Here is a 24,746-nt window from a genome sequence, read left to right as displayed (position 1 = left end):
AATGATCAAACAACCCCGGCTGGAACGGCTGCAGCGCCGCCTGCTCCGCCTTGAAGAAGTCCGCCTTCGTCTTGCCGCGCTTCTTGCCCTCCCGCGTGTGGCAGTCATACGCATACTCAGGGATCGCCACATACTCGCCCGATGAGCGAAGCTCCTGCGCCAGCGTGTCTGGATCAAGCCCCGCGCTCTGGTCATAGACCATGTTCTGCAGGTGGTCGGGGTCGCGGCTCTTCTTGCTCAGGCACAGCAGGATGACCGCCTTGCTGATGAAGATGCGGCCCTTGGCCTGCTTGGGCGGGATGCCGTCATTGATGACCAGGTAGCTGTCATGCAGCGCCTTCACCTCCTGCGTGAGGATGCCCCAGCAGTCCTCCGCGCTGATGGTCAGCAGACGCTTCCACACATACTTGCCAAAGCCGCTGCTCCACAGCTCCAAGGCCCAGTAACCGGCCAGCGCGGCATCTCCCCGGCGGATGGCCTTCTGCATCGCCGAGGACACCTCGCTGAAGTTGTAGCCGCGGATCGTGCGCAGTTGCATGGGGTCGTTGGGAAAGAGGTCAGGCAGGTCCATGATGGATGCCCTCGTCACCGTGACTTCGGGAATCCATCCGTTTGCATCACCAAATGATGCCATGAGGTTTGAGTGGGTCGCAGGGTTTGGAAGGTGCCATGGGGTGCCTGCGCAATCTTGACGGCACTCCGCTTTCTGCGTAGTCCTGCGTATGCCCATGAAACTCCCCAAAGGGGTGACTCCTCGAAAATTCGCCAGTGCCCTTCAGGCATGGCGTGAGAAGAAGGAGTTCAGCCAGCGGGATGCGGCGGAGTTCCTCGGCATCAGCAAACGCACCCTGGAGAACTGGGAGCAGGAGCGGACCACACCGAGAGGTTACGCGGTCGTCGCGCTGATGAAGCTCATCGCGATGCGCTGATAAGATCACCTCGATCCCCCTTCCCTTGCCCACCCTTAATCGTTGATAACCGACCTGCAGTCCAAACTGCAGCAGGTTCTCGACCGGCTACGCTCCCACAACCTCATCAGCGTGAACTAGGGCAGCACCGAGAAGTTCGTTGCGCAACGAAGATGGCCAGCCTCAGCGCGTTTTCGCCGTGGTGAATAATGTCGTTTGCCGGATGGCGGGGGCACCCAGCCTTCGGGCGGCGTGATGGAAAACCATTCACGCGCCTCATCCTCTGTTACAAGCTCGCGGTAATGCTTGAAGATGATCTCCGGCGAGTTGCCCGCCTCCAGCGCGACACGCGCCGCATCTTTGATCTCGGCGATGCGATAGCTGATGAAGGAGTGCCGGAGGCCATTATGCGGCCACTTGATGCCAAGTTTTTTGGCCAAGGCGGTGACTTCAACTCCCGTCTTGCTTCCTTGTGCCACCAAGCCACGGCGAGTGAGGCGGCGTAGCCAGGTTTCTAAATTGCTGGTGATGGGAACAATTCGACGGGAGGCAGTCTTTGCTTGATCCGCCCTAAGCATGATGATCCTGCGGTCGAGATCAACCGCCGACCATTCCAGCCGGCCAATTTCAGCCACCCGCAGCCCGGCAAATGCACCAATCGCGACAAAACCCAAAAGGTGCGCCGGACAAGCTTCCAGCAGTTTTTGAACCTCATGCGGTTGAAATATCTCCGTCACTGTTTCACCGACCTTGGCAAGCTGCAGCATCTCAGCGGCAGTTGCCTCAGAACGCGGCAGGTAACCACGCGACTTCGCAAAAGAAAACAGTACTTTGATGCAGCGGTGGATTGAGTTTCGCGTCACCGGCGAGCCGCCAAGCCCCCGAAGCCAGCGGTCTATGTCACCAGAGCCGATGGAGTTGATCTCATCTGGAAATGCCTCAGCAAACCGCCGGGCTGTGATAGCAAGCTGGCTGAGATAACTGCTGCTCAATTGATCCTGCTTCTTGGCCTCGATCATTTCAGGGACAATGTCAGGAACCTTGACGCCGAGGGTCATCCCTTTCGTGCGGCGCACAAATTCCTGAACCGCCACCATCAGCGGAACCTCACCCAGAAGGTTGCGGCATCTTGCGTATTCATCCATGGCCGCAACGGCAGGAATGTTGAAAGACGATGCCAGCCGGTCCACCGCCAGGTAACACTCCCGCTGGGCCGGACTGATGTCATTCGTCGAAGCCATACCGCTCTGGATGCGCCGCGCCACAAGCATTGCCTCGCTTTTGGCGCGCTCAAGGGTGCCGAAAGTTCGTCTGACCCGGCGGCCGTTCAGGTGAAAAGCCACGGTATAGCGATCTCGATCATGCACTTTACCGTGGTAGATCGGCACCACGGCGCTTCCATGCTTGATCCGCAGCGTTGATTGTCCCTTTTTCCGGGCAATAAACCCCGGTTTTGTCATGCTTTTGTCATGCATGGCACTGGGTGGCATGTCAAAACCGCTACTCCAGACCGTGCCACTTCCTTGATTATCAAAGAGTGGTGCTCGGGAAGGGACTCGAACCCTTAAGCCTTTCGGCACAAGATCCTTAGTCTTGCGCGTATACCAATTCCGCCACCCGAGCAGGGTCTGTGGAAAACAGGGCCGCGAATATAGACGCCCCGGTTTTTATGCAACCGCTGTTTTGTCTTTTTGCAAAGTTCTTGCCCATGCCTGCCGACGGCGATCAATCCTGCCTCCGCTCGCCGTTTGAGACAGCATAACTCCTCATGCGCACTCCCCTGCTCCTCTGCCTGTCCGCCACCCTCGCCTCCGCGGCCCCATACCCGGAGAAAACTCCGGACACGGTAGGCAATAAGCTCCTCGACCGCTATTTTGCCGAGCAGACGCGTGAGATCAGCATGAGCCATGGTGTCGGGCACATCACCAGTGCGGAGGAGTGGGGAAAGCATGCGCCGGAATACCGCCGTCAGCTCGCCGAGATGCTCGGACTTGATCCCATGCCGGAAAAAACACCTCTAAAGGCAACGAAAACCGGCGAGGTGAAGGGGGAAGGCTACGTCGTCGAAAAGATGCACTTCCAGTCGATGCCCGGATTGTATGTCACGGCCAATTTGTATCGGCCGGAGAAAGTCGAGCAGCCGCTGCCGACCATCCTCTATGTGTGCGGCCATGCGGTGATGATGAAAGATGGTGTCAGCCTGGGCAACAAGGCCGGCTACGAGCACCACGGTGCCTGGTTCGCGAAACACGGGTACGTTTGCCTCATCATCGACACCGTGCAGCTCGGCGAGATCCGTGGCGAGCATCATGGCACTTACAGCAAGGGCCGTTTCTGGTGGTGGTCGCGCGGTTACACACCCGCCGGACTCGAGGCGTGGAACTGCATCCGCGCCCTCGATTACCTCGAAACACGCAAGGAGGTGGACAAGGAGCGCTTCGGCGTCACCGGCCGCAGCGGCGGCGGCGCCTACTCCTGGTGGATCACCGCGCTGGATGAACGCATCAAGGCCAGCGCCCCGACCGCGGGTGTCACCGACATGCAGAACCAGGTCATCGATGGCTGTGTCGAAGGCCACTGCGACTGCATGTTCTTCCAGAACACCTACCGCTGGGATTTTGAGCGCATGGTCGCGCTCGCCGCGCCGCGGCCGCTGCTGATCGTGAACACCGACAAGGACACGATCTTCCCCATCGACGGCGTGTTCCGCATCTACCAGAACGTGCGCAAGCTCTACGCGCTCCTCGGCAAGGAGACGAACATCGGCCTGCAAGTGGCCGAAGGTCCGCACAAGGACTTGCAGCCCCTGAACATGGGCGCGTTCCATTGGTTCGAGCGCTTCCTCAAAAAAGCCGATCCCATGCAGGTGATCGACGAAGGCGCGAAGAAAACCCTCGAACCGTCATCGCTGCGTGTCTTCACCGAATTGCCCAAAGATCAGCTCAACACAAAAATCGACGAGACCTTCGTCCCCGTCGCCAAAACGCCCGCTCCAGCGACGAACGAGGCCGACTGGAGCAAACAGAGCGGTGTATGGATGAAAGCGCTCAAGGAAAAAGTCTTCGCCGGATGGCCACAGGAGATCGCCTCCGTCAATCCGCAGAAGGAAAACAGCGCCGAAGTGGATGGCATCCGCATGACTGCCTATGATTTTGAAAGCCAATCGCCCTACCGCCTGCGGCTCTATGTCGTGCATCGCGACGGCCTCCGCCCGCAGGATTTGGAACTCGTCGCGCTCAACGTGCTCGACGAACCCGGCTGGGATGACTTCTGCGCCACCTATCATTCGCGTTTCGGCAAGCTGATCGAGGTTTTTCCCGGCACACCCAAGAATAACGATGCTTTCGAGCAGGAGAAGAAAATGTTCACGAGCTTCAAATGGGGCATGGCCTACATCTGCCCTCGCGGCATCGGCCCCACAGCGTGGACCGGCAGCGAGAAGGCACAAACACAGCGCCTGCGCCGCTTCTACCTCCTCGGCCAGACGCTCGACGGCATGCGTGTCTGGGATATCCGCCGCACGCTGCAAACCATCCGCGCCATCCCCGGCTTCGAGGAAACTCCGCTGTGGATCCAAGCTCACCGCGACATGGCCGTCGATTCGCTCTACGCCTCGCTGTTCGAGGACAACATCAAGCGACTCGACCTCCATGACGTGCCCCTCACCCACAACGGCACTGTCGATGGCGATCCCAAAACCGTCGGCCCAGCGATGCTGAACGTGCTCAAATACCTCGACATCCCCCAGGCCGCCGCCATGGCCGCCACTCGCGGCCGCGTCGTGATTTACTCCGACAAAAAAGAGGCGTGGGACTATCCCGCGACGCTCACGAAGAACCTTGGCAAGGAGAAGCAGTTCCAGGTTCGCGAACCGGTGAAGGCGGAGAATGCGAAGTGATCACCCCGCACGCGTCACACGTTTCCAGAAGAAATCGAGTTCACGTGCGAGCACGCTCATCACCTGCGCGGGTGTGGCTTGGAGGGCGCCGGATTCGGACTCCTTGATGATGCGTTGCATCGCATAGAGCGAGGCCACGCTGGCGGTGTCGAGGTGGATCGCATCGACATGCGCGCGCAGCACCTCGGGAAACGAGGTGCTGTGCTGCAGAATGGCCCAGCTCTGCTGCTCGCGCTCCGTTTTGAACGTGGCGATCTTGAGCTTCGGCGTGCCATCGACCGCGTGCGCACTGAGTTCAGCCAGACGACCGGCGGCGAAACCGGCCAGCGTGCGCCAGTAGGAGCCGTCGGCGAAATTCGCGAGCCCGAAGACGATCTCCAGGCCTTGCAGCGACCAGCACATCGCAAAGCGGCCGGTCATGCCGGGAAGTTCATGCTCGCTGAAGCGCACCAGCGGGAAACGGCGGCCAGCGAGGCGGATCAACTCCGCCAGCTTCGTGTAATCCAGCGGCAGCGACACTGCCTCAGCCGACATTTGCATCCGCAGCGCCTCGTAACGACCCAGCAGGGCGTCACGTTCCGCATCCGGGGCCGCGACCATGACGGCAGCAGGAGGTGCTGCGGCGGCTGGAGCGACGATTGTGGCGGGCGCGGCGGCACTCATCACGCTGGCCAGCTTGGTGGCGACGGCATGTGTGCTGCCTTCCAAAGAGGCCGCCGCCGAAGCATTTGGCTGGCGCAGCTTGCCGAGCATTTCGCGCAGATTTTCAAAGGCGCTGGCCGAACTCGGGGAGAACTGCGTTTGCGCCTGCGTTTTGGGCTCGTTCACTGCTTGGATTGCGGTCTTCTCCACGACCGGCGAACTCGGCGGCGGCAAATGCGTGCCATTGACGGCCATAAGCGGCTTTTCCAACTGCTGCGGCAGCGCAGGCTCGGGCTCGGCGAGCCCCTCGGCCATGCGTTTCACATCCGCCGTGGTGCCCGTGTCAAAAATGGCAATCTCGGCGGGAGTTTCGTTCTCCGTCACCATGTCCGTCATCAGCGGCAGCACTCCGGGTTCCTCAGGCTCGGCTTTGACCGGCTCAATCGGCGCTGCTGGCGGCGGTGACGCAAGCGTTTGCTGGAAAAAGTCCCACTGCTTCGCAGCGTGACGCAGGAAGGTGCGCGCCGACACGGAACCGAGTGGTCTGCCGAGGAAATAACGCTTCACATCCACGAATGCCTCGAACTCGCGCAACTCATCGTTTTTCACTCCCGCATGCTGCAGACGCATGCGCAGCAGCGTGGCGGCCTCGCTTTCACCAATGCCGCGCAGCAGCATTTGCGACGCGGTGAGGCGGTCCTCCATCGCACTCGGCAGATGGTGACCGAACGTCGCCTGCCAGACGTCCTGGTTCAAGCTCAGCACCACATGCACGCCGTCCATCTCCGACATGTCGAGCAGCAGAGAAGCGATGCGCAGCCCGGCCTCGGGATTGCGATAATACGCGTCGAGATGATCCACCAGCAGCACCACGGGCCGCCACAGGCCGAGCAAACGCAGCCACGTGACCGGGCCTTCGTTCGCTTCATCCGCCGCCAGCGTGCGCAGCACGGCCATCTTTGACATGCCGCCGTCGAGCGCGTGATTCAACATGGCATCCACCCAGGCTTCGAGAGCGGCGGGGATCGCCGGCACGCGTTTCATCGCCTGCTCGGTCATCGGCTTGCGCAGTTGCGTGTCGAAACGCCGCACCCATTCGCCGATGAGGCGCGCGCTGCCTTTTTCATCAAACACTTCGACCGGATCACCGCCCAAGACGCGCAGCGCCTGCTCCTTGTTCGCACATGGCAGCACATCGGTCTCGATCAAACGCCGCACCAGCATCGCGCACACACCCGCGCAGGCCTCGCGCAGCTTCGTCCAGCCCTCGCGGGATGTTTCCGCGCGCGCCATGGACTCCAGACCGCGCACGGCGACTGCTGAGATGCCGATTTCATCTTCCAGACGGAACGCCAGCGGCACCAGCACCACCTGCCCGCCTGCGGCGGCTGCCAGACGGCCAAGCAGATGCGTCTTGCCATAACCAGCACGCGGAGCCGTGAGGAGCAGCAGCGGCTGCCCGCCCGCACGACCCGCGCTGCTTTGACGCTCGTCGATCGTCGCGGTCAACTGCCCCAAGATGTCCGCGTTCAGGCCCGGGACCGAGCGGTTCTCATCCACACAGAACGGACCCACGCAAACATCTTCCGCGAAGGGGTTCACCCGTTCTGCCACAGGAAGCTCCGAGGCAGGTGACAATGGGTTGATGGATGTCTTTTCTGAATTTTCCACAACGAATCGGGTTTCAGCGTTCTGAATCGGTCTTCTTTCGCTGATATTTATGCCAAACCCAAGAGTCCACAAAGTAAGTTTTTTGGTATAAGACGAATCACTGAACTCACTTTGTCTTCATGACATAAACACCGTCCCAGTCGGCAGGAGGAGGGTTGGCATTGAGTTCGTCGCAGCGTTTGAGCATGACGAGGGAGGGGTTGGAATCCTGATGGATCTCGCGGACGGCGGCGCGCTGGAAGAGGGCTTTGGCAGCCGCCCAGTCCTGGGCGAGGTAGCGCTCCATGCCGCGTTTGTGCAGGGAAAGGCATTCCTGGGTTTCGGGAGTGATCTCGGCATCGAAACCGACGAGTTCGTACATTTCGACGGGGGTGCTGCGGCCTTTGACGACGATGCGGTCGAGGAAACGGAAGGTGATGTCGTCCTTGAACGCCTGGGCGAGCGTCTTCGTCTCGCCGGTGAGCATGGTATAGACGCCGTAGCTCTTCGCGCCGCTCTCGCTGCGGGCGGCGAGGTTCACAGTGTCGCCCATCATGGTGTAGTTGAAGCGGCGGCGGGAGCCCATGTTGCCGATGATGGCCTGGCCGGAGTTAAGGCCGATTCGCGTCTGCATTTCGAAGACGATGTCCGGCCAGCCGCCTTCTTTGCGCCATTTCTCACGCAGTTCGATCTGACGTTTCTGGATGAGCAAGGCGGCGCGGCAGGCGTGGTAAGCGTGGCCTTGGAAATATAGCGGCGCGCCGAACATGCCGACGATGGCGTCACCGATGAACTTGTCGAGCGTGCCACCATTGTCGTGCAGGATGTCCGTCATCTCGGTGAGGTAATCGTTCATCAGGTGGACGAGACGCTCGGCGGTGAGTTTTTCGGAGAAGGAGGAGAATCCGGCGATGTCACTGAAAAAGGCGGTGATCTCGGACTGCTGGCCGCCGAGCTTCGGCTCCTCGCCGGAGGCGATCATCTGCTCCACCACCTGCGGGGCCAGATAAGTGCCAAACATGCCCTTGATGCGGCTTTTGGCGCGCAGTTCGAGCACGAGACGGTGCAGCAGCGCGCCGCCTTCCACCAGGGCGAAGCCGAGCACGGGCCATGCGAGCGGGAGATGCAGGCTGTGGGCCTGGAAAAAGTAAAACGCCGCGCCGACGTAGGCGGCGATCATCAGCGCGGGCACGAGGATGGAGACCGTGATGGAGCCGTAGCGCAGCAGCAGCATGGTGACGAGCGCGATGACCGTCCACGCGGCGATGACGACAAGCGCGTCCGGCCGCGTGATGTAGTCCCCGCGCAGGATGCCGCTGAGGGCATTGGCATGGATGAGCACGAGCGGCGTGAGCGGATCGTAAGGCGTGGGTCCGAGGTCGGACAGACCTGCGGCGGTCTGGCCGATGAAAAGCACCTGGCCTTCGACAGGCGGGTAATCCTTCGGCCATTCCCTGCCCTGATGCTCGCCGAGCTTCGCCATGAGCGCGGCATATGGAAAGACGGTGAAACTATCCGGACGGCGGTAGTTCACGATCATGCGCCCTTGGTCGTCGATGGGGATGTCCCAGGTCTTTTGCGTGCCCTTGACACGAATGTGTTGTCCAAGCACAACCTCCACAGCATCGGTGTCGAGTCCTTTGCTTTGCAGCAGGGCCTGGAGGACGAGGCTGGGGAAAACCCGCGTGCCGCAACGCACGACGAGCGGCAATCGCCTGCGCACGCCATCAGTTCCTGGCGGCGAGTTCACAAAGCCGGTGTGCGAGCTCTCGGCAAGAATCCGCACGGGCAGCAGACCGGTGTCGTTGCCGACGAGACGGGAGACATCGCCTGTGAAATGAGCAATGGCCTTGGTGTTGCCGGCGTATTCGGCTGTGAATTTTTGCGTGTGCTCCAGATTCTCCGCGGCGGCGGCGGTGATGGAGGAACTGAGCAGCACGAGACCATCGCCAAACTTTTGATCCATGGCCGGATCGGCGCTGGGTTCGGTGAAAAGCAGGTCGAAGGCCACGGCGGCGGGCGGACGCGTGGACAGCCCCGCCATCAGGGCGGCATGCACTTCACGCGGCCATGGCCAGCGGCCGAACTTTGCCAGCGCGTCCTCGTCAATGGCCACCATGAGCACCTGCGGATGCGCCGGCGGGTCGTAGGCGGCACGTGCCTGGAAGCGCCAGTCGAGCGTGAGGTTCTCCAGTTCCTCCCCCAACCGCGTGTGGTCGAGCGCCAGAGAGAGCAGCAGCGCGACGGGCAGCAGTTTCAGGACAAATCCCAGACTGCCGAGCTTCTTTTTTTTCATGGCGGAACGTGAGGTATGGAAAGTGCCTGATGCAGGTGGCCCGCTCAGTATTTCACGATCATGCCGAAGTGAAGCCGGCCATTTTGCGGCACATTGGTGACGTCCGAGTGACGGAGAGGCCAGCCATAAGCGAGACGCAGGTCGAGGAGATCCGAGACGGTGTACCTCAGGCCGACGCCGGCACTTTGCAGATTCTGATCCGGCTCGGAGGCGAAGTCATCCGTGCTCTTCAAGTAAGCGCCGTCGCAAAAAAGAAAGCTCTGCAGCGTGTCCTTCTCCCCGCCGAAAAGATGAAACGGAGGGAGGTTCAGCTCAATGGTGCCGCGCAGCCCGGAGTCGCCACGGGCAGAGCTCTCCGCATAACCGCGCACAGTGCGGTAGCCGCCGGCGAGCATCTGCTCGGTCGGCAGCAGGCGGTTCCGGGTGTACTGCCCGATGACATGCGCAGCGATAGAAAAACCGCGCGGCAGGCGAATCAGACGCTCCAGCTCCGCCACACCATACCAGTAGTCGGCCTGTGATTTCGCGCGGAGCTGGTCAAAGGCCGCGTAGTTGTTCCGGGAGAGGAGATTGCCGGGACTGTGGACGGCGGCGAGGCTGAGGCGCGTGTAGCCCACCTTGTCCATGACCGTGAGGTCGTAACCGAGGCGGAACTGCATGACCTCCGCGTCGCTGGTGGCCAGCGACTGGCCGCCGAAGAGGATGTCCGACGTGGTGCTCTTGTAGTCGGCGGCGAGGACGGCCTTGTGCTTCACCCGGCTCCACGCGCTGGCCAGCGGAATCGTGTAAGCGGCGGAAAACTGCCGGCTTTTGCCCGTGATGTCGAGCGGGAAGCCGGTGGCGGCGGACTGCACCGCGTTATCCGCCATCACGCCGATGAACTGGAGACGATGCCGCCAGGGAAACGGCACGCTCCACACGAGGGCATGCGCCTTGAGCCGGTCGAGTTCCTGATTGCCGGAGAACTGATAGCTGAGGGACTGCTCCGTGCCGAGGACCTGATACCAATTGAGGCCGCCGGTGACCTCGTTCAGCCCGGTGGCGGCCAGGCCTGAATTTGCATAACCTGCATAGACCTGAACTGGCTTGACCTCCTTCGTCTTCAACACCACGTCGCTGGCACCCTCCGTTTTGCTTCGTTCGTAGATGACGTTCACGTTGCGGATGGGGTTTTCGTTCAGCCAGGCGATATCGCGCGAGATCATGCGCGTGTCGATGCGCGCCCCGGGCGGCACGCTCACCTGGCCGCGCATGTATTCTGGCGAAGAGCGCTTCGCACCCTCCACCCTCACCTCGCCAAGCACGGCCTCACGCACCATGACCTGCACCTGACCGCTGGTGATGTCCTGCTCCGGCAGGTAAGCGTCCACGAGCGGAAAATCGGTGGCCTGGTAGGCTTTGTTGATCTTTTTCACCATTCGATTCAGCAGCAGCATGCTGATCGGCTGGCCGAGAAACTCGGCCTCCAGTTCTGTGGTGAGGTTTTTCGGCAGATGCAGCGCCGGATCGACGACCACTGTGCCGCGCATGTCCTTCGGCAGCGGCTTGGTCTTTTTCGTGATCAACTGCAAACCATGCAAATTCACGCCAAGAGGCTTCGGGTCGCCCTCATCACCAGGTTTCGCGGCCGGAGATCCTGTTTTGCCTTCGGATGCGGATGTTTGCGGAACCTGGCGCTCCTGCGGGCGGATTCGGTCCACCAAATTTCCCGCGCCTGATGCAGCGGATGACTGGGCCATGCCGGAAACCACGAGCGCCTGCATGGTGATGACGAGCACGATGAGGTGAAGGCTTGATGGCATTTTCATAAAGCGGTGAGCGTGTTCAGCGGGTGAAATTATCGAGTTCCTCCACACTTTGCGGGCTGGTGGCGTCAGCCAGGCGTGCTTTCACAAAGGGGCCGGGCAGTTCCGCGTTCAGGGCGGTGCTCAGGATGCCATCCTCCGGCTTCATCACACCCGCGCCGGTTCCGCCAAGCACGAGAGACATCTGGCTCATGCGCGGTGCTGCAAGCATGGCAAGAATGGCGGAAGACACCTGTGCTCCAGGAGCGGTGCCAGAAGCGTGCATGCTCACGAGTCCCAGCGAGTCCGTGACGATTGCTTCCCCGGTGCCTCCGAGAGCAAGCATGAGTTCTCCAAGCGCACCGATGGAGATGATGCCGTTCAAACGGGCCTGCAAGTCGGCCGGGACCTCCCTGTCCTGCAAATCCAAAGCGATGAAGCCCGAGAGGTTCTCGACGCGGGCGACACCGTCCCCGCCCAGGCTCGCTGAAAGCGTGCTGAAGGACTGCGGGCTCGCGATTAGTGCCATTTTCTGCTGAACGCTGGATGAAGGTGGTGCTCCGCCCAGGTTCAGAGCCTGCGCTCCGAACTGATTGTTCAACGTCACCTGGCTGACGCCGAACACGCCGAATGACAGCTCGCTCAACGCCTCCAATCCCATGCCTGAATCCAGCCGCGCCACAGTGGCCACGCTCGGCGGCGGTCCCTGAGGATCCACGAACACCAGCCCGGTGCTGGAGCGCACCCCCATCCTGCCGTCTCCCCCGAGTGCGGCGTTCAGCTCGCTTTCCACCGATGCGGAGGTCGCGGCGTTCAACTGGGATTGCGCATTGAGGCTTGGTGGCGCACCACCACCAGCCGTGTTAAAGCCAAGACTCTGGCCCATCGTATTCGTCACATTCGCGAGGAGTCCGCCACTGCCGCCCGCCGCTCCAAGCGCCCCGGCAAGTCCCGCCGCGCCGCCGATCGAGGTCACGTTGAAATTATTCGTCTGTGATCCATTGCTGCCGCCCACGGCAGGCGGCTGCACACTTTGCAGCAGCAGAGAGCCAAAGGGCGTGCCGTCGATGAGGATGGTCGTGCCCGCCGCGAAGCCGCTGTAGGTGATGGTGCCGAATCCGGGCTTTGTCAGAGGAGAGTTCGCAGGCTGGAAGCCGCCCACGAAGAGCTTGTTGGCCCCCTGGCCCGCGTTGAGAAACTGGTCGAAGCTGAAGAAGTTCGTATCGCTGCGATCATCACCCGCGCCGAGATCGAGACGAATCACGGACACATTCTGGAAAGCGTAAGAGCGGACGCCGGCGATGATCTTGTCCGCGGAGATGGTGTAGCTCTCACCCTTCGTGAGGCTGGAGTCGTTCAGGCTGATCTGGGCCGCAGTGCCGGTGCCGACGAGCACACCATTGACGACGGGTTGATTGGCCAGCAAAAACTGCCCCGCCGTGAGTGTCACTGCGGCAGTTCCGGTGCTGGAAATCGTCGCGCTGTTCACCTCGATGCCGGGAGCACTCAACGCGATCACACCGCCCTGCGAGGTGATGTTTTCACGGACCACCATGCCGCTCGAACTGGAGATGCGGATGTCTCCTGTCGCGCTCACACCACCGGCGGTGCCGACACGGCCGATCGTCAGGGCTGCGCCGTTCTCCAGCGAGAGAGAGCCAACGGAACCTTGCGTGGCCACGTTGCCAATGGCGTTGGCTGGCGCGGTCAGCGTGAAATCACCATCTCCCGCCAGGATCACGCCGGCTGCTTTGATGACTCCCGTCTGCGCCACTGCTCCGCTCAAACCATCCGCTCCGGCCTCGCCCAGCACTACCGCGCCTGCTGCCCCGGTCGTGATGTCGCCCAAACTCGCCGACTTGGCGTCAATGACCCGCACGGCCGCGGCAGTTTGGTTGGTTGTCTTCAGCGCGCCTGCGAGACTTACCGCGCCGTCGTTGCCATCGACCAAGATCGTGCCGCCGCCTGCATCCACGGTGCCGCCTGTGCTCGTCACGCCGGTTCCGGCGAGGCTCACATTCCCACCATTGGTTGTGACATTGTTCCCGCCTAGCGCCAGCGCTCCTCCGGTCGTTGAAATTGACGCGCCACGAGTCTCCACGTTGCCGGTCACATTCAGGCCGCCGCTCGTGTCCTTGAACACGAACGCGTCGGCGCTCTTCCATTTCCCCAGATTGACCACCGTGTTGCTGCCATCAAGCATCACGGTGCTACCGGTGTTCCCCGTGAGCGTGCCGGTCTTGATGGCTCCCGTCTGCGTCACCGCTCCGCTCAGGTTGTCGGCACCGGCACCACCCAGGACGACGGTGCCCCCGGCTCCGGTCGTGATGTTGCCCAGTTTTGCCGTCGTCGCGTCAATGACGCGCACGGCCGCATTGGTGTCATTGGTCGTCGTCAAAGCGCCCGCAAGATTCACCTCGCCATCGTTGCCATCGACCAAGATCTTGCCGCCACCCGCATTCACCGCGCCGCCAGTGCTCATCACGCCTGTTCCAGCGAGGCTCGCATCGCCGCCGTTCGTTGTGATGCTGCTGTTTCCCAGTGCAAGCGGTCCCCCTGTCGTCGAAACCGAGACCGTTCCGCCATTCGTCTCCACGTTGCCGGTCACATTCAGACCGCCGCCTGTATCCTTGAAGACAAAAGCGTCCGCGCTCTTCCACTCACCCAGATTCACCACCGTGTTGCTGCCATCCAGCGTGACCGTGCTTCCGCCGTTGCCAGTGACCGTGCCGGCATTGATCGCCCCGGCTTGCGTCACCGCACCGCTCAGGTTGTCGCCACCATTCCCGCCCAGCAGCACCACGCCAGCGGCACCCGTCGTGATGTTTCCCAGCCTCGTTGTCGTCGCGTCAATGATTCGCACCGCCGTGGCTGTTTCGTTCGTCGTCGTCAAAGTCCCGGCGAGATCGACCACACCGTCATTGCCATCGACCAAGATCGTGCCGCCGCCCGCATTCACCGTGCCGCCGTTACTTGTTACCCCAGTCCCTGTGAGGCTGACATTGCCGCCATTGGTCGAGATATTGTTGCCGCCCAAAGCCAGCGCGCCTCCTGCCGTCGAAATCGTCGCCGCTCCGCCACGCGTTTCCACGCCGCCAGCCACGTTCAAGCCGCCCGCAGCATCATTGAATGTGAACGCTCCCGTGGTGACGAACGGCCCCAGGTTTGCCACCAGGTTCTTGCCGTCAAGAAACACCGCGCCGCCAGTATTTCCTGTGAGCGTATCCGCGCTGATGATGCCTGTCTGTGCCACCGTTCCGCTTACATTGTCGCCATTGGCACCACCCAACACGACGGTGCCTGCGGAGGTGACATCACCCAAGGTCACCGATGACGCGTCAATGACGCGCACCGCCGTGGCCGATGTGTTCGTCGTCCTCAATGCTCCCGCCAGATTGATGAAGCCATCATTGCCATCGACCAAGATCATGCCGTCATCCGCGTCCACTGATCCTCCGGTGCTTCTGACTCCGACTCCCGACAGACTGACATTGCCACCCGCTGTTGTGATGTCTCCGCCCAAGGTAATTCCCGCCTGCGCCCCGGAGGAATTCACCTCCCGATTCGCATTGATGAGCACGTCGCCACCAGTCGTTCCGATTCTCGTTCCTGTTTCCAGCGAAACGAATCGTCCGGCATTGATAGTGACCCCGCCCGCGCCCTGTGCGTCGATCACCCCGGCATCCCCGGCCTGGTCGATCAATAGAAAGTCACAAGCGGCGTTGATGGTGAGAGAATTCGCCGAACACCATGTGACCGTCCCGCTCAGAACGATGTTGCCTCCACCTCCGGCGTTGCCCAGCGCGGATTGGATCGTGAGGTTGGCCGAATTGAGGAAGTTTCCAATGTCTTCGGCACTCAACGAATTCGTCTCAGACGCTCCGAGGCAACGATTGGAGATTTCCCATTCATTGGAGTACAAGAGCAGGGTGCCCGCCCGTCCGTCGGCCGCGCTCAAATCCACACGACCGCTGATATGAGTGATGCCCAATTCCCCGCCTGCTCGCAGTTCCGCAGCCCCGCCGTTGCCAGCATCCGAGCCTCCAAGCGCCTGCAACAAACCTTGGAAATCGAGGCCGTATTTGGCGGACACCACGATTTTGCCGCCATCTCCATTGCAAAGCGCGCTGGCGGTGAGCAAAGCGCCATCCTCAACTGTGACACAAGTCGAATCCAGCACACTGCTTCCCACTTCCGGCCATCCACCACCGGCGAAAATTTGTCCACCGCCCCTAGAGCCATTCGCATTGATCTCCGCTCCACATTGAAGGGTGAGCAAGTTTCCGCCAAGACGAATCTCCCCGCCGAAACCCTGGCTGCTGCTGGCGCTGATGAGTCCTGCGACCAACGTTTGTGATGCTTCCGCCTCTTCCGTACCAGGCGAGGCGGTGGACCCGATCTCAATCTGACCTCCTGCGTTTTTTCCGTCGGCAGTGACCGCGATGGCACGACGAACCTCGATCTTTTCGCCTGAGATTATGATTTTGCCACCAGCGCCATCGGGGCCATCAGCATCCACACGTCCGTTGATGTCCACACTGCCCTTATTACCCGCATTGACGGTGATCAGCCCTCCATTGCCTGATTGACGACGGGCGACGAGCGAGCCGGAGTTCTGAATTTTCCCTCCATCCGCTGTGAGCAGGATGCGCCCCCCTTGCGTGGTCACTCCGGTCGCGGCCACACGGCCGGTGTTGCGAATCGCCATCGCATAGACGTTGCCGCCGTGCGCTTTGAGTTCCGCCACATTGGCCTCGATCACGCCGCTGTTGCTCACCCCGTATTTTTTTTGTGCGCCGGTGGCAGTGCGCACTACCACGCGTTCATCGCCCGCGGCACGGATCAGCACTTCGGAACCCGCCGCCAGCCCCACCGTGCCATTTGGCGCGCGAATAGTTCCTGAATTCGATACTTGATAGCCGATGAGGAAAACATCACCCGAGGACGCCTTAATCGTGCCGGCATTTTTAATCCCGGCCTGCGAATGACCGGCGAATACCATGTCACCACCGGACATGAACATTTCGTTCCCGATGTTCAGCGTGGAGGCAGTCAGGCCAGCCACATCCACCATCGCCCCGCTGCCGAACACAATGCCGTTCGAGTTGATCAGAAAGAGATGACCATTTGAGGTCAGCGATCCGTTCAAGATCGAAGGATCACCGCCCAGCACGCGGTTCAACGTAGCCGAGGTGGCGTTCGGAACGATGAAATTGGTGCGTTCGCCAGCCCCGATCGAAAACGACTGCCAGTCAATCACCGCACGATCTGTGCTCTGCGTGATCGTCGTGAGGCCTGGCATGCCGTTTTGTATGATTGCATCTCCATTGATGACAACACCGCCTGTCGGATTGGCGAAGCACGTCATTCGCGCGAAGAGCACGCACATCGAGACGCATTTCTGAAAAAAGAATGCGTGGCTCTTCCATGACCATGGACGCCCAGACGACATGAATATGATCGTTCGTCAGGGCTTGTTGGTGGAGGCACCATTGGAGGCGTCGAGAGGCGTCACCACCACCTCGCCCTCCTTGGTCTGCACATAACCTTTGCCGTTCTCGACGGCGACCGAGTAAAACGCGCCTTTCGCCACCGCGACTCCGCTTGGAGTTTTGATTTTGAAGTCCATCTTGCCGGTGCCACCGGGATTCACCAGCGCGCCTATCGTGCCGTTTTTTAGATCCAGCAGCACCTTGGGATTTTCCGGCGACTCGACGATCTCAGACACCAAAACCTCCGAGTTCGGGCCGATCTGCACGGCGGATGTCGTGGTCATCGTCACCGTTGCCTTTGAGTCAGGCCCGGTCTTGATCGTGCTGCCCGTGCTCACGATGTCGCCTTCCTTCAAAGGACGGACAGCTGCGCCGAGCGGCGTCTCGTTCACCGTGCCAGCCACGGCTGTCACCTTGCCCGTTTGCGGCACCTGCTTCTGCACATTGAGCGGAATCACATCCACCTTGCCATGCTCGACTTTGACATAGCCTTTTCCATCCTCCACAGCGACGGCATACATCGTCCCGCGAGCAGCCGCGATCCCTGTGGGTGTCTTGACTTTGAAATCCATGGCACCTTGGGCCTGCGGCTGGATTAGCGCACCGAGGCTGCCCGACTTCAAATCGATCAGCACTTTCGGAGTTACGTCAGACTCCACCAATTCCAACATCACCGCCTGAGAATTCTCGGCGATGCGAACGGCGGACTGTTTGGTGGTTTTGATAACGGCCCGCGAGGAGGCGCCAGTCTTCACGGTTGCGCCTACAGGCACCGCATCCCCGACCTTCAGCGGCTGCTCAGCACCACCATTGGCAGGTATCATCGTCACCGTTCCTACGGCGATAGAAACCACACCGCCTGACTCAGCCGCGAACAACATCACTTGTCCGCAAAAGACAAGTAGGAGGGCGCGACAGAAAGACTTCATCGGACTCTGAGTCAATTCGCTCATATCATTGCATGATTTGTTACCTAATCACAATGAAGATATTCGGATATTCTCCCGACACGCCTCAATAATTGTAAGAATATATTAAAATTACCATGCCAAAGGGCATTTTCGATGACTCGATACATTCAATTCATCCCATCACCTCGTTCATCATCGCTCCCCAAACTTTGCTCATTAAAATTAATGGAGCCAGCAGTCGGAATCGAACCGACGACCAGCGGTTTACAAAACCGCTGCTCTACCGCTGAGCTATGCTGGCATCGCGAAGGGCCGCGATACTAAACGAGCGACTTGATTCGGCAAATGGATTTACAAGAGGTTGGCAAAGGAGGGATCCGAAGGAAAGTCCTCGACATGCTCATCACCAGTTCCTCCAATGAACGCGTCAAACATGCCCGCCGTGTGCGCGAAGGTCGTGAGCGTGAGTTGATCTTCGTCGAAGGTGATCGCCTCGTGGCGGAATGCCTCTCTTCAGGATTGAACCTGCACGCCTGCTTCACCAGCCACTCACCGTCCACCACGCAGCTAAGTTTGCTGGAGCGCGTCGCCTGCCCTGTGCTTCAACTCTCGGACTCAGTGCTTGGATCACTGAGTGACACTACCAGCACCCAGGGCATCATCGTGATTGCTGAACGTCCCTTTCCATCCGTTGAGAGTCTGTTTGAGGGCAGTTCCCCACTCGTTCTAGGCCTTGATCGTGTCCAAGACCCAGGCAATCTCGGAACCCTCGTCCGCACAGCCGAGGCTGCGGGTGTGAACGGCCTGTTCTCCTTCGCCGGTTCGGCGGATGCGTTTGCGCCGAAAACACTGCGCAGTTCCATGGGCTCGGCATTTCGCCTTCCCATCATGCCGGATGTTTCCGGGCTAGGTGTCATCGAAACGTGTCGGTCCCGAGGCCTGAAAACAGTCGTCGCAACTGGTGAAGCGGTTCTAAATCACTACGATTACGACTGGCGCCAGCCCACGCTGCTGATCCTCGGCAACGAAGGCCGCGGCGCGAGTGCTGAAATCATGAACGCCTGCGATGTCCGCGTTCGCATTCCGCTTCATGAACCGGTGGAAAGCCTCAATGTCGCCTCCGCCGGGGCCGCGATCCTGTTTGAGGCACTGAGGCAGCGCCGCATGTGAAACAAACACCGGACTGTCATACGATCTCCGGCAGTTTCCACTCGCCCCGAAACGGCCGCGCGTTCATCAAGGCGTTCGCAGCCTCGTCATTGGTAAATGACTCAGTATTCGGATCCCAGACCAGCTTGCGTTTGGCCTTCAGCACCATCGCAGCGAGCTGGCAGAGCGTGTCGGAGCGCACCGCGGTCTCGATGTCGCAGATCGTCCGCTGCATGTTTTTGATCGCGTCCACAAAATTGCGCGTGTGCTCGGGGCTCTCGATGAGCTTAACCGGCATTGTTCCCGCTCTGTTCGCTGGATCGCGCAGGATGCCCTCGTCACTGGCGCTGATCTTTCCGCGCAGCACATGCACCCAGCCGTTTTCACCGATAAAACGTGTGCCGTGGCCGATGCCGGCGCTGTCCTGGTTCACAAACGTGATGGGAGCCGCGCCAGCATACTCAAAACGCATCTTCCAGCCCAGCACCGCGTCACAACCGCCTTTCTCGGGATAAGTCCCCTCGCCTTCGATCCTGACGGGCCCCGTTTCATCGGTGCCATTGCCCCACTGTGCGATGTCGAGGTGATGAATGCCCCAGCACGAGATCATGCCGAGCGAGAAGTTCGTGATGTTCTCGTGATTATCCCGTCTGAGCTTCTCCATGTTGAACGAAGTCATAGGCGCAGGCCCGACCCAGCTCTCCCAGTCCACATGCTCCGGCACAGATTGCTCAGGAAAGTCTGGCCCGGTCTTCCCGCCCGGCACACCGACCTGGATCTCCTTGATCTTGCCCAGGCGCCCGTTGCGCGCGAGTTCGCAGGCCCAGCGAAACTTCATGTCGCTGCGCTGCTGCGTGCCGAACTGGAACACAACGCCCTTTTTGCGCACCGCGGCACGCACATGCTTCGACTCCGACATCGACATTCCCATCGGCTTCTCGTGATAGATGTGCTTGCCGTTCAAAATCGCATCCGTGGCCGGAATGCTGTGCCAATGCACCGGCAGAGCCATCAGCACCGCGTCGATCGACTTGTCGCGGTTCAGTTCACGAAAATCACGGAACGTCTTCACATCCGCGCTACCGTAGCGCTCCTGAATCAGCCCCCGAGAACGCTCGATGTTCTTCGTGTTCACATCGCAAACGGCCGTCACACGCACGTCGTCGTGGTTCAAAAACGCCCGCATGTCCCCCGTGCCCTGCGCCCCAGCGCCGATGACGCCAAGCGTGATCTTGTTCGATGGCGCTGTTTGGGACCGCAACACATGCGCGGGCACAAAAACAGGCGTGATGCCGGTGGCGAGAACTTGCGAGATGAATGAGCGCCGGGATTTCATGAATTCATCCAGCCTAGCGAACTCGGCCCCGTTTTGGCAACACCTCAGCTTGCGCGAGACATCCCCTCCGGCCATTTCTCCACATGAAGGAACCCAATTTTGATTTCGTGGTCATCGGCGGCGGCAGTGGCGGCTATGCTGCGGCACGCACGGCACACAGCGCCGGTTTGAGCGTCGCCGTCATCGACGGTGCGAAGGAACTCGGCGGCCTTTGCATCCTGCGTGGTTGCATGCCGAGCAAAACGCTGATCGAATCCGCCAACCGCCAGCTTCACATCCGCCACGCCGCTGAATTTGGCCTCAACGCTACCTCACAAGGCGTGGACATCCGCACGATCCGCGACCGCAAACGCACGCTCATCGCCGACTTTGCTGGTTATCGTCAAGGACAACTCGAAGACGGCCGGTTCACGCTGTATCGCGGCCACGCCCGCTTTCTCGACAAGCACACGCTCGAAGTCCTGCCACGCGATGGCTCATCCTCATTCCAAGTCACCGCACGCAGCTTCTGCATCGCCACAGGTTCGGAGGTGTTCGTTCCAGATGTGCCCGGACTCGCCGAAACCGGCTTCTGGACCAGCGATGACGTCCTCGACGCCGAAGCCCTGCCAAAAACCATCGCCGTGCTCGGCGGTGGAGCCATCGCACTCGAAATGGCGCACTATCTCGAAGCCATGGGCTGCGGCGTGACGCTGATTCAGCGCAACTCCCAACTCCTCACCGGCCTCGACCGTGAATGCAGCGATGTCATTGCCAAAGCCTACACTACACGTGGCATGGCGGTGCATCTCGGCACGCATTTGAGCAGCGTCTCATCTCACGAAGGCCGCAAGCGCATCGAGTTCACCCAAGACGGCCACAATCACGCCATCGTCGTCGATGAAATCCTGCTCGCCATGGGCCGCCAGCCCGCGACACGCGGCCTAAGCCTGGAATCGGCCACTGTTTCCACCCATATAGGCAAAATCACAGTCAACGACCGCATGCAGACCTCCCAGCCGCACATCTTCGCCGCTGGCGATGTGTGCAGCCCGCTCGATGTCGTGCATATCGCCATCCAGCAGGGAGAAATCGCCGCCCGCAACGCGGCCAGGCTGCTCAGTGGCAAGGAAGCCGATGAAACCATCGACTACCGCCTCATGCTTTTCGGCGTCTTCTCGCATCCGCAGGTCGCCGTGGTCGGAGCCACCTCCGAAAAACTCAAACGTGACGACATCCCCTTCCTCAGTGCCAGCTATCCCTTCAATGATCACGGCAAGTCCATGGTCATGGGCGAAACCGACGGCTTCGTGCAAATGCTCGCCCACGCGGAAACCGGCGAAATCCTCGGCGCCTGCGTCGTCGGCCCCGAGGCCACCGAATTGATCCACGAAGTCGTCATCGCCATGAATTTCCGTGCCACCGTCCAGCAGTTCATGACCATCCCGCACTACCATCCGACTTTGAGCGAGATCTGGACCTACCCCGCCGAGGAGATCGCGGATCAACTGCCCGCCTGAACAGGATACGACACAACAAACCCGCAAAAAGGCATGGTCGGGCGCACGTTTGAAACGAAAGATGATTCCGACCATGCAACGCTCGTTTTTTATCCTCCTGGCCTGCCCCGCCCTCTTCGCCGCGGAGCCTGCCAAGCTGAAGTTCAACCGTGACGTCCGGCCCATCCTCAATGAAAAGTGCTTTCATTGCCACGGCACCGACGCGTCCCATCGCAAAGGCGACTTGAGACTCGATGTGCGCGAGGAGGCGATGAAGCCCGCCAAGTCCGGCGAGATCGCCCTCGTGCCCGGCAGCCCGGAGAAGAGCGAGTTGCTCGCCCGCGTCGAACTCGACAACCACGACGACGATGTCATGCCGCCGGAAAAAAGCGGCAAGCCTCTCACCACCGAGGAAAAGGCCATCCTGAAGCGCTGGATCAGCGAAGGTGCCGAGTATCAGGGCCACTGGGCCTTCTTGAAACCTGAACGCGCCCCCACGCCGAAGATCACAGATCCCGCCTTCACCATCCACAATGACATCGACGCCTTCATCGCCGGACGCCTAATCAAAGAAGACCTTGCCCAATCCCCCGAGGCTGATCGCGCCACGCTGCTGCGCCGGGTGACACTCGATCTGACGGGCTTGCCGCCGACCTTGGCGGAGATCGCCGCGTTTGAAAAAGACACATCGCCGAAGGCCTACGAGGCCGTGGTGGATCGCCTGCTGAAGTCCGAGCACTACGGCGAGCGCATGGCCATGCAGTGGCTCGATTTCGCCCGCTTCGCCGACAGCCACGGTTTCCAGACGGACAGCAGCCGCGCCATGTGGCCGTGGCGTGACTGGGTGATCAAGGCCTTCAATGACAACAAGCCCTTCGACCAGTTCACGCTGGAGCAGATCGGCGGCGATCTGCTGCCAAACGCCACACGTGATCAAGTCGTGGCCACCGGTTTTAGCCGCAACCATCGCCTCAATGGCGAGGGCGGGATCATCGCCGAGGAGTGGCGCATCGAGAACATCATCGACCGCGTGGAGACGATGAGCTTCACCTGGCTCGGCCTCACGCTGAACTGCTGCCGCTGCCACGATCATAAATACGATCCCTTCACGCAGAAGGACTTCTACTCGCTCTTTGCCTTCTTCAACAACGTGCCGGAAAGCGGCACGATCCAGGGCGCGTCGAACCGCAGCGGCGGCAACTCCGAGCCCGTCATCGAAGTGCCGGACAAAGAAGAAGAGCAGCAGCTCGCCCAGTTGAAAAAGAAGATCGAGGCCGCCCAATCGAAAGTGACCGAAACGCAGCTCCAGTTGCCCAACCTCGTGGCAAGCTGGGAAGCGGACATGGAGAATCCCGAGGCGGCGAAGAAGCAGATGTGGGAGCCACTGCCGGTCACGGAGGCCAAATCCAAAGGAGGCGCATCGTTGCGCAAGCTGCCCGACGGCTCCTGGATCGCTGGTGGTCGCAATCCTGACGCAGACACCTACACCGTCACTTCACCGCTGGCCGCCGGCACCTTCAGCGGCATCCTGCTGGAGGCGCTGACAGACCCCTCTCTTCCAGCGCAGAGCCTGGGCCGCGCCTCGAACGGCAACTTTGTGCTCACCGGCATCGAGGCCGAGATCACGGCTCCCACATTGAAAAAACCGACCAAGGTCACCTTCACTCGCGCCGAGGCCGATTACTCACAGAAGGGCTATGACGTGAAGCTCTTGCTCGATGCGAATCCGAAGAACGGCTGGGCCATCGACGGCAACGACCCGAAAAAGAAGGTGGACCGCAAAGCCATGTTCATCGTGGACAAAGCTATCTCCGTTCCCGCCAACGCCACGCTCACCGTGCGCCTCGTGCATCAGGGCGGCTTCAATGGTCATAACATCGGCCGCTTCCGTCTTTCGGCGACGGATTCAGAGCCCACGCTGGCCAGTCTCGATGGCACCGGCGGGCCGCCTGCCGCCGTCCTGGCCATCATGAAGACGCCCACCGAGAACCGCACGCCGAAGCAACGCGCTGAACTCGAAAAATACTACCGCGCCAGCGTGGACAGCCCGCTGCGTGATGCGGACTACGCGCTTGCCGCTGCGAAGGCCGAACTGGAGAAGTTTGAGCGCACCGTTCCCTCCGTCATGGTCATGAAGGAAGGCCCCGTGCGTGATGCCTTCGTGCTCAAACGCGGCGAATACGACAAGCCCGGCGACAAGGTGAGCATGACAACGCCCGCCGTGCTGCCGCCGATGCCAAAGGACGCGCCAGCGAATCGACTCGGTCTCGCGAAGTGGATCGTCGATCCTTCCAATCCGCTCACGGCCCGCGTCTGGGTGAACCGTGCATGGGAAAAGTTCTTCGGCTACGGTCTCTCGAAGTCCACGGAGAACCTCGGCACGCAGTCCGAGTATCCCGTGCATCCCGAGTTGCTCGACTGGCTGGCCACAGAGTTTGTGCGCAGCGGCTGGGACATGAAGGCGCTGCAAAAACTCATCGTCATGAGCGCCACGTATCGCCAGTCATCGAAGATCTCGCCAGCTCTTCTCGAAAAAGATCCCGAGAACCGTCTGCTCGCCCGCGGACCCCGTTTCCGCCTGCCCGGTGAAGTCGTGCGCGATCAGGCGCTCGCCATCGGTGGCCTGCTGGTGCCAAAGATCGGCGGACCTTCGGTCAAACCCTACATGCCGGAAGGCGTGTGGGACGAAACGAGCAAATACGGCGATCTCCGCGGCTACAAGGCCGACACCGGCGAAGGCCTGTATCGCCGCAGCTTCTACACCATCTGGAAGCGCACCGCCGCACCACCCACGATGCTGCTCTTCGATGCACCGACGCGTGAGATCTGCACCGTGAAGCGCAGCCGCACGAACACACCTCTCCAGGCGCTCTCGCTACTCAATGAAGTCACCTTCGTCGAAGCGGCTCGTGGCCTCGCCCAGCAAATGATGCTGCACGGCGGCACCACGCCAGAGCAACGCATCGCCTTTGGCTTCAAGCGCGCCACAGGTCGCGATATCGAAGCCGCAGCGCTCAAGCCACTCGTCGCTGGCGTCGCCAAACGTCTAGCTGAATTCAAGGCGAAGCCCGAGGAGGCAACCGCCCTGCTCGCCCAAGGCGCCTCGAAAGCCGACGCCTCGCTGAATCCCGCCGAACTCGCCGCCTACACCACCACCGCCTCCGTTTTGCTCAACCTCGACCGCGTTGTCACCCGCGACTGA

At 60.7% G+C, this 24,746-nt stretch carries 13 protein-coding genes and 2 tRNA genes; 5 read left to right on the top strand and 10 right to left on the bottom strand.

Translation table 11 applies throughout. The features are described from left to right. Nucleotides 1-571 (bottom strand): hypothetical protein (locus tag ACILSE_RS15305; RefSeq protein WP_395718283.1); only part of this gene is annotated, 571 nt, incomplete at its 3' end. A gap of 157 nt (nt 572-728) precedes the next feature. Here ACILSE_RS15305 and ACILSE_RS15300 point away from each other — a divergent pair. Further along, the gene (locus ACILSE_RS15300) at nt 729-929 is read left to right on the top strand and encodes a helix-turn-helix domain-containing protein (RefSeq protein ID WP_395718282.1); all 201 of its coding nucleotides are present in this window, start codon (nt 729-731) and stop codon (nt 927-929) included. Between the two features lie 116 nt (nt 930-1,045). On the opposite strand, the gene xerC is transcribed toward ACILSE_RS15300, so the two are convergent. Both xerC and ACILSE_RS15290 read right to left on the bottom strand, forming a co-directional pair. Beyond that, nucleotides 1,046-2,383 carry a tyrosine recombinase XerC gene (gene xerC, locus ACILSE_RS15295; RefSeq protein WP_395718281.1) on the bottom strand — a complete coding sequence of 446 codons (1,338 nt, stop codon included), beginning with the start codon at nt 2,381-2,383 and terminating at the stop codon, nt 1,046-1,048. Between the two features lie 63 nt (nt 2,384-2,446). Then, nucleotides 2,447-2,531, bottom strand: a tRNA-Leu gene (locus ACILSE_RS15290). A 145-nt stretch (nt 2,532-2,676) separates the two neighbouring features. On the opposite strand from ACILSE_RS15290, the gene ACILSE_RS15285 reads away from it, so the two are divergent. Further along, nucleotides 2,677-4,806 carry an alpha/beta hydrolase family protein gene (locus ACILSE_RS15285; RefSeq protein ID WP_395718280.1) on the top strand — a complete coding sequence of 710 codons (2,130 nt, stop codon included), beginning with the start codon at nt 2,677-2,679 and terminating at the stop codon, nt 4,804-4,806. On the opposite strand, the gene ACILSE_RS15280 is transcribed toward ACILSE_RS15285, so the two are convergent. The 6 genes from ACILSE_RS15280 to ACILSE_RS15255 all read right to left on the bottom strand — a co-directional run bounded on the left by ACILSE_RS15280 (nt 4,807) and on the right by ACILSE_RS15255 (nt 17,882). Next, nucleotides 4,807-7,086, bottom strand: a complete 2,280-nt coding sequence (locus ACILSE_RS15280) for a hypothetical protein (RefSeq protein WP_395718279.1) — start codon at nt 7,084-7,086, stop codon at nt 4,807-4,809. It abuts the gene before it with no gap. Between the two features lie 139 nt (nt 7,087-7,225). Then, the gene (locus ACILSE_RS15275; RefSeq protein WP_395718278.1) at nt 7,226-9,394 is read right to left on the bottom strand and encodes a CHASE2 domain-containing protein; all 2,169 of its coding nucleotides are present in this window, start codon (nt 9,392-9,394) and stop codon (nt 7,226-7,228) included. Between the two features lie 44 nt (nt 9,395-9,438). Beyond that, the gene (locus ACILSE_RS15270; RefSeq protein ID WP_395718277.1) at nt 9,439-11,196 is read right to left on the bottom strand and encodes a ShlB/FhaC/HecB family hemolysin secretion/activation protein; all 1,758 of its coding nucleotides are present in this window, start codon (nt 11,194-11,196) and stop codon (nt 9,439-9,441) included. A 22-nt stretch (nt 11,197-11,218) separates the two neighbouring features. Next, entirely contained in the window at nt 11,219-16,546 is a 5,328-nt protein-coding gene (locus ACILSE_RS15265) for a filamentous hemagglutinin N-terminal domain-containing protein (RefSeq protein ID WP_395718276.1), read from the bottom strand. Between the two features lie 99 nt (nt 16,547-16,645). Then, a complete protein-coding gene (locus ACILSE_RS15260) occupies nt 16,646-17,494 on the bottom strand; it encodes a FecR domain-containing protein (RefSeq protein WP_395718275.1) in 849 nt (282 codons plus the stop codon). 313 nt (nt 17,495-17,807) lie between these two features. Next, nucleotides 17,808-17,882 (bottom strand) — tRNA-Thr (locus ACILSE_RS15255). 95 nt (nt 17,883-17,977) lie between these two features. On the opposite strand from ACILSE_RS15255, the gene ACILSE_RS15250 reads away from it, so the two are divergent. Then, on the top strand, nt 17,978-18,751 hold the full coding sequence (locus ACILSE_RS15250) for a TrmH family RNA methyltransferase (RefSeq protein WP_395718274.1): 774 nt from the start codon (nt 17,978-17,980) through the stop codon (nt 18,749-18,751). Between the two features lie 16 nt (nt 18,752-18,767). Here ACILSE_RS15250 and ACILSE_RS15245 read toward each other — a convergent pair whose 3' ends face one another. Then, nucleotides 18,768-20,066 carry a Gfo/Idh/MocA family protein gene (locus ACILSE_RS15245; protein ID WP_395718273.1) on the bottom strand — a complete coding sequence of 433 codons (1,299 nt, stop codon included), beginning with the start codon at nt 20,064-20,066 and terminating at the stop codon, nt 18,768-18,770. Nucleotides 20,067-20,149: 83 nt separating this feature from the next. Between ACILSE_RS15245 and ACILSE_RS15240 the strand changes: the two genes are divergently transcribed. Beyond that, nucleotides 20,150-21,565: a dihydrolipoyl dehydrogenase family protein gene (locus ACILSE_RS15240; RefSeq protein ID WP_395718272.1), complete on the top strand. Its 1,416-nt coding sequence runs from the start codon at nt 20,150-20,152 to the stop codon at nt 21,563-21,565. A 73-nt stretch (nt 21,566-21,638) separates the two neighbouring features. Continuing rightward, complete coding sequence (locus ACILSE_RS15235) at nt 21,639-24,746, top strand: PSD1 and planctomycete cytochrome C domain-containing protein (protein WP_395718271.1); 3,108 nt, start codon at nt 21,639-21,641, stop codon at nt 24,744-24,746.

This window comes from Prosthecobacter sp. (genome assembly GCF_044236155.1).
Classification (GTDB): Bacteria; Verrucomicrobiota; Verrucomicrobiia; order Verrucomicrobiales; family Verrucomicrobiaceae; genus Prosthecobacter.
This window is presented reverse-complemented; position numbering and strand designations above follow the sequence as displayed.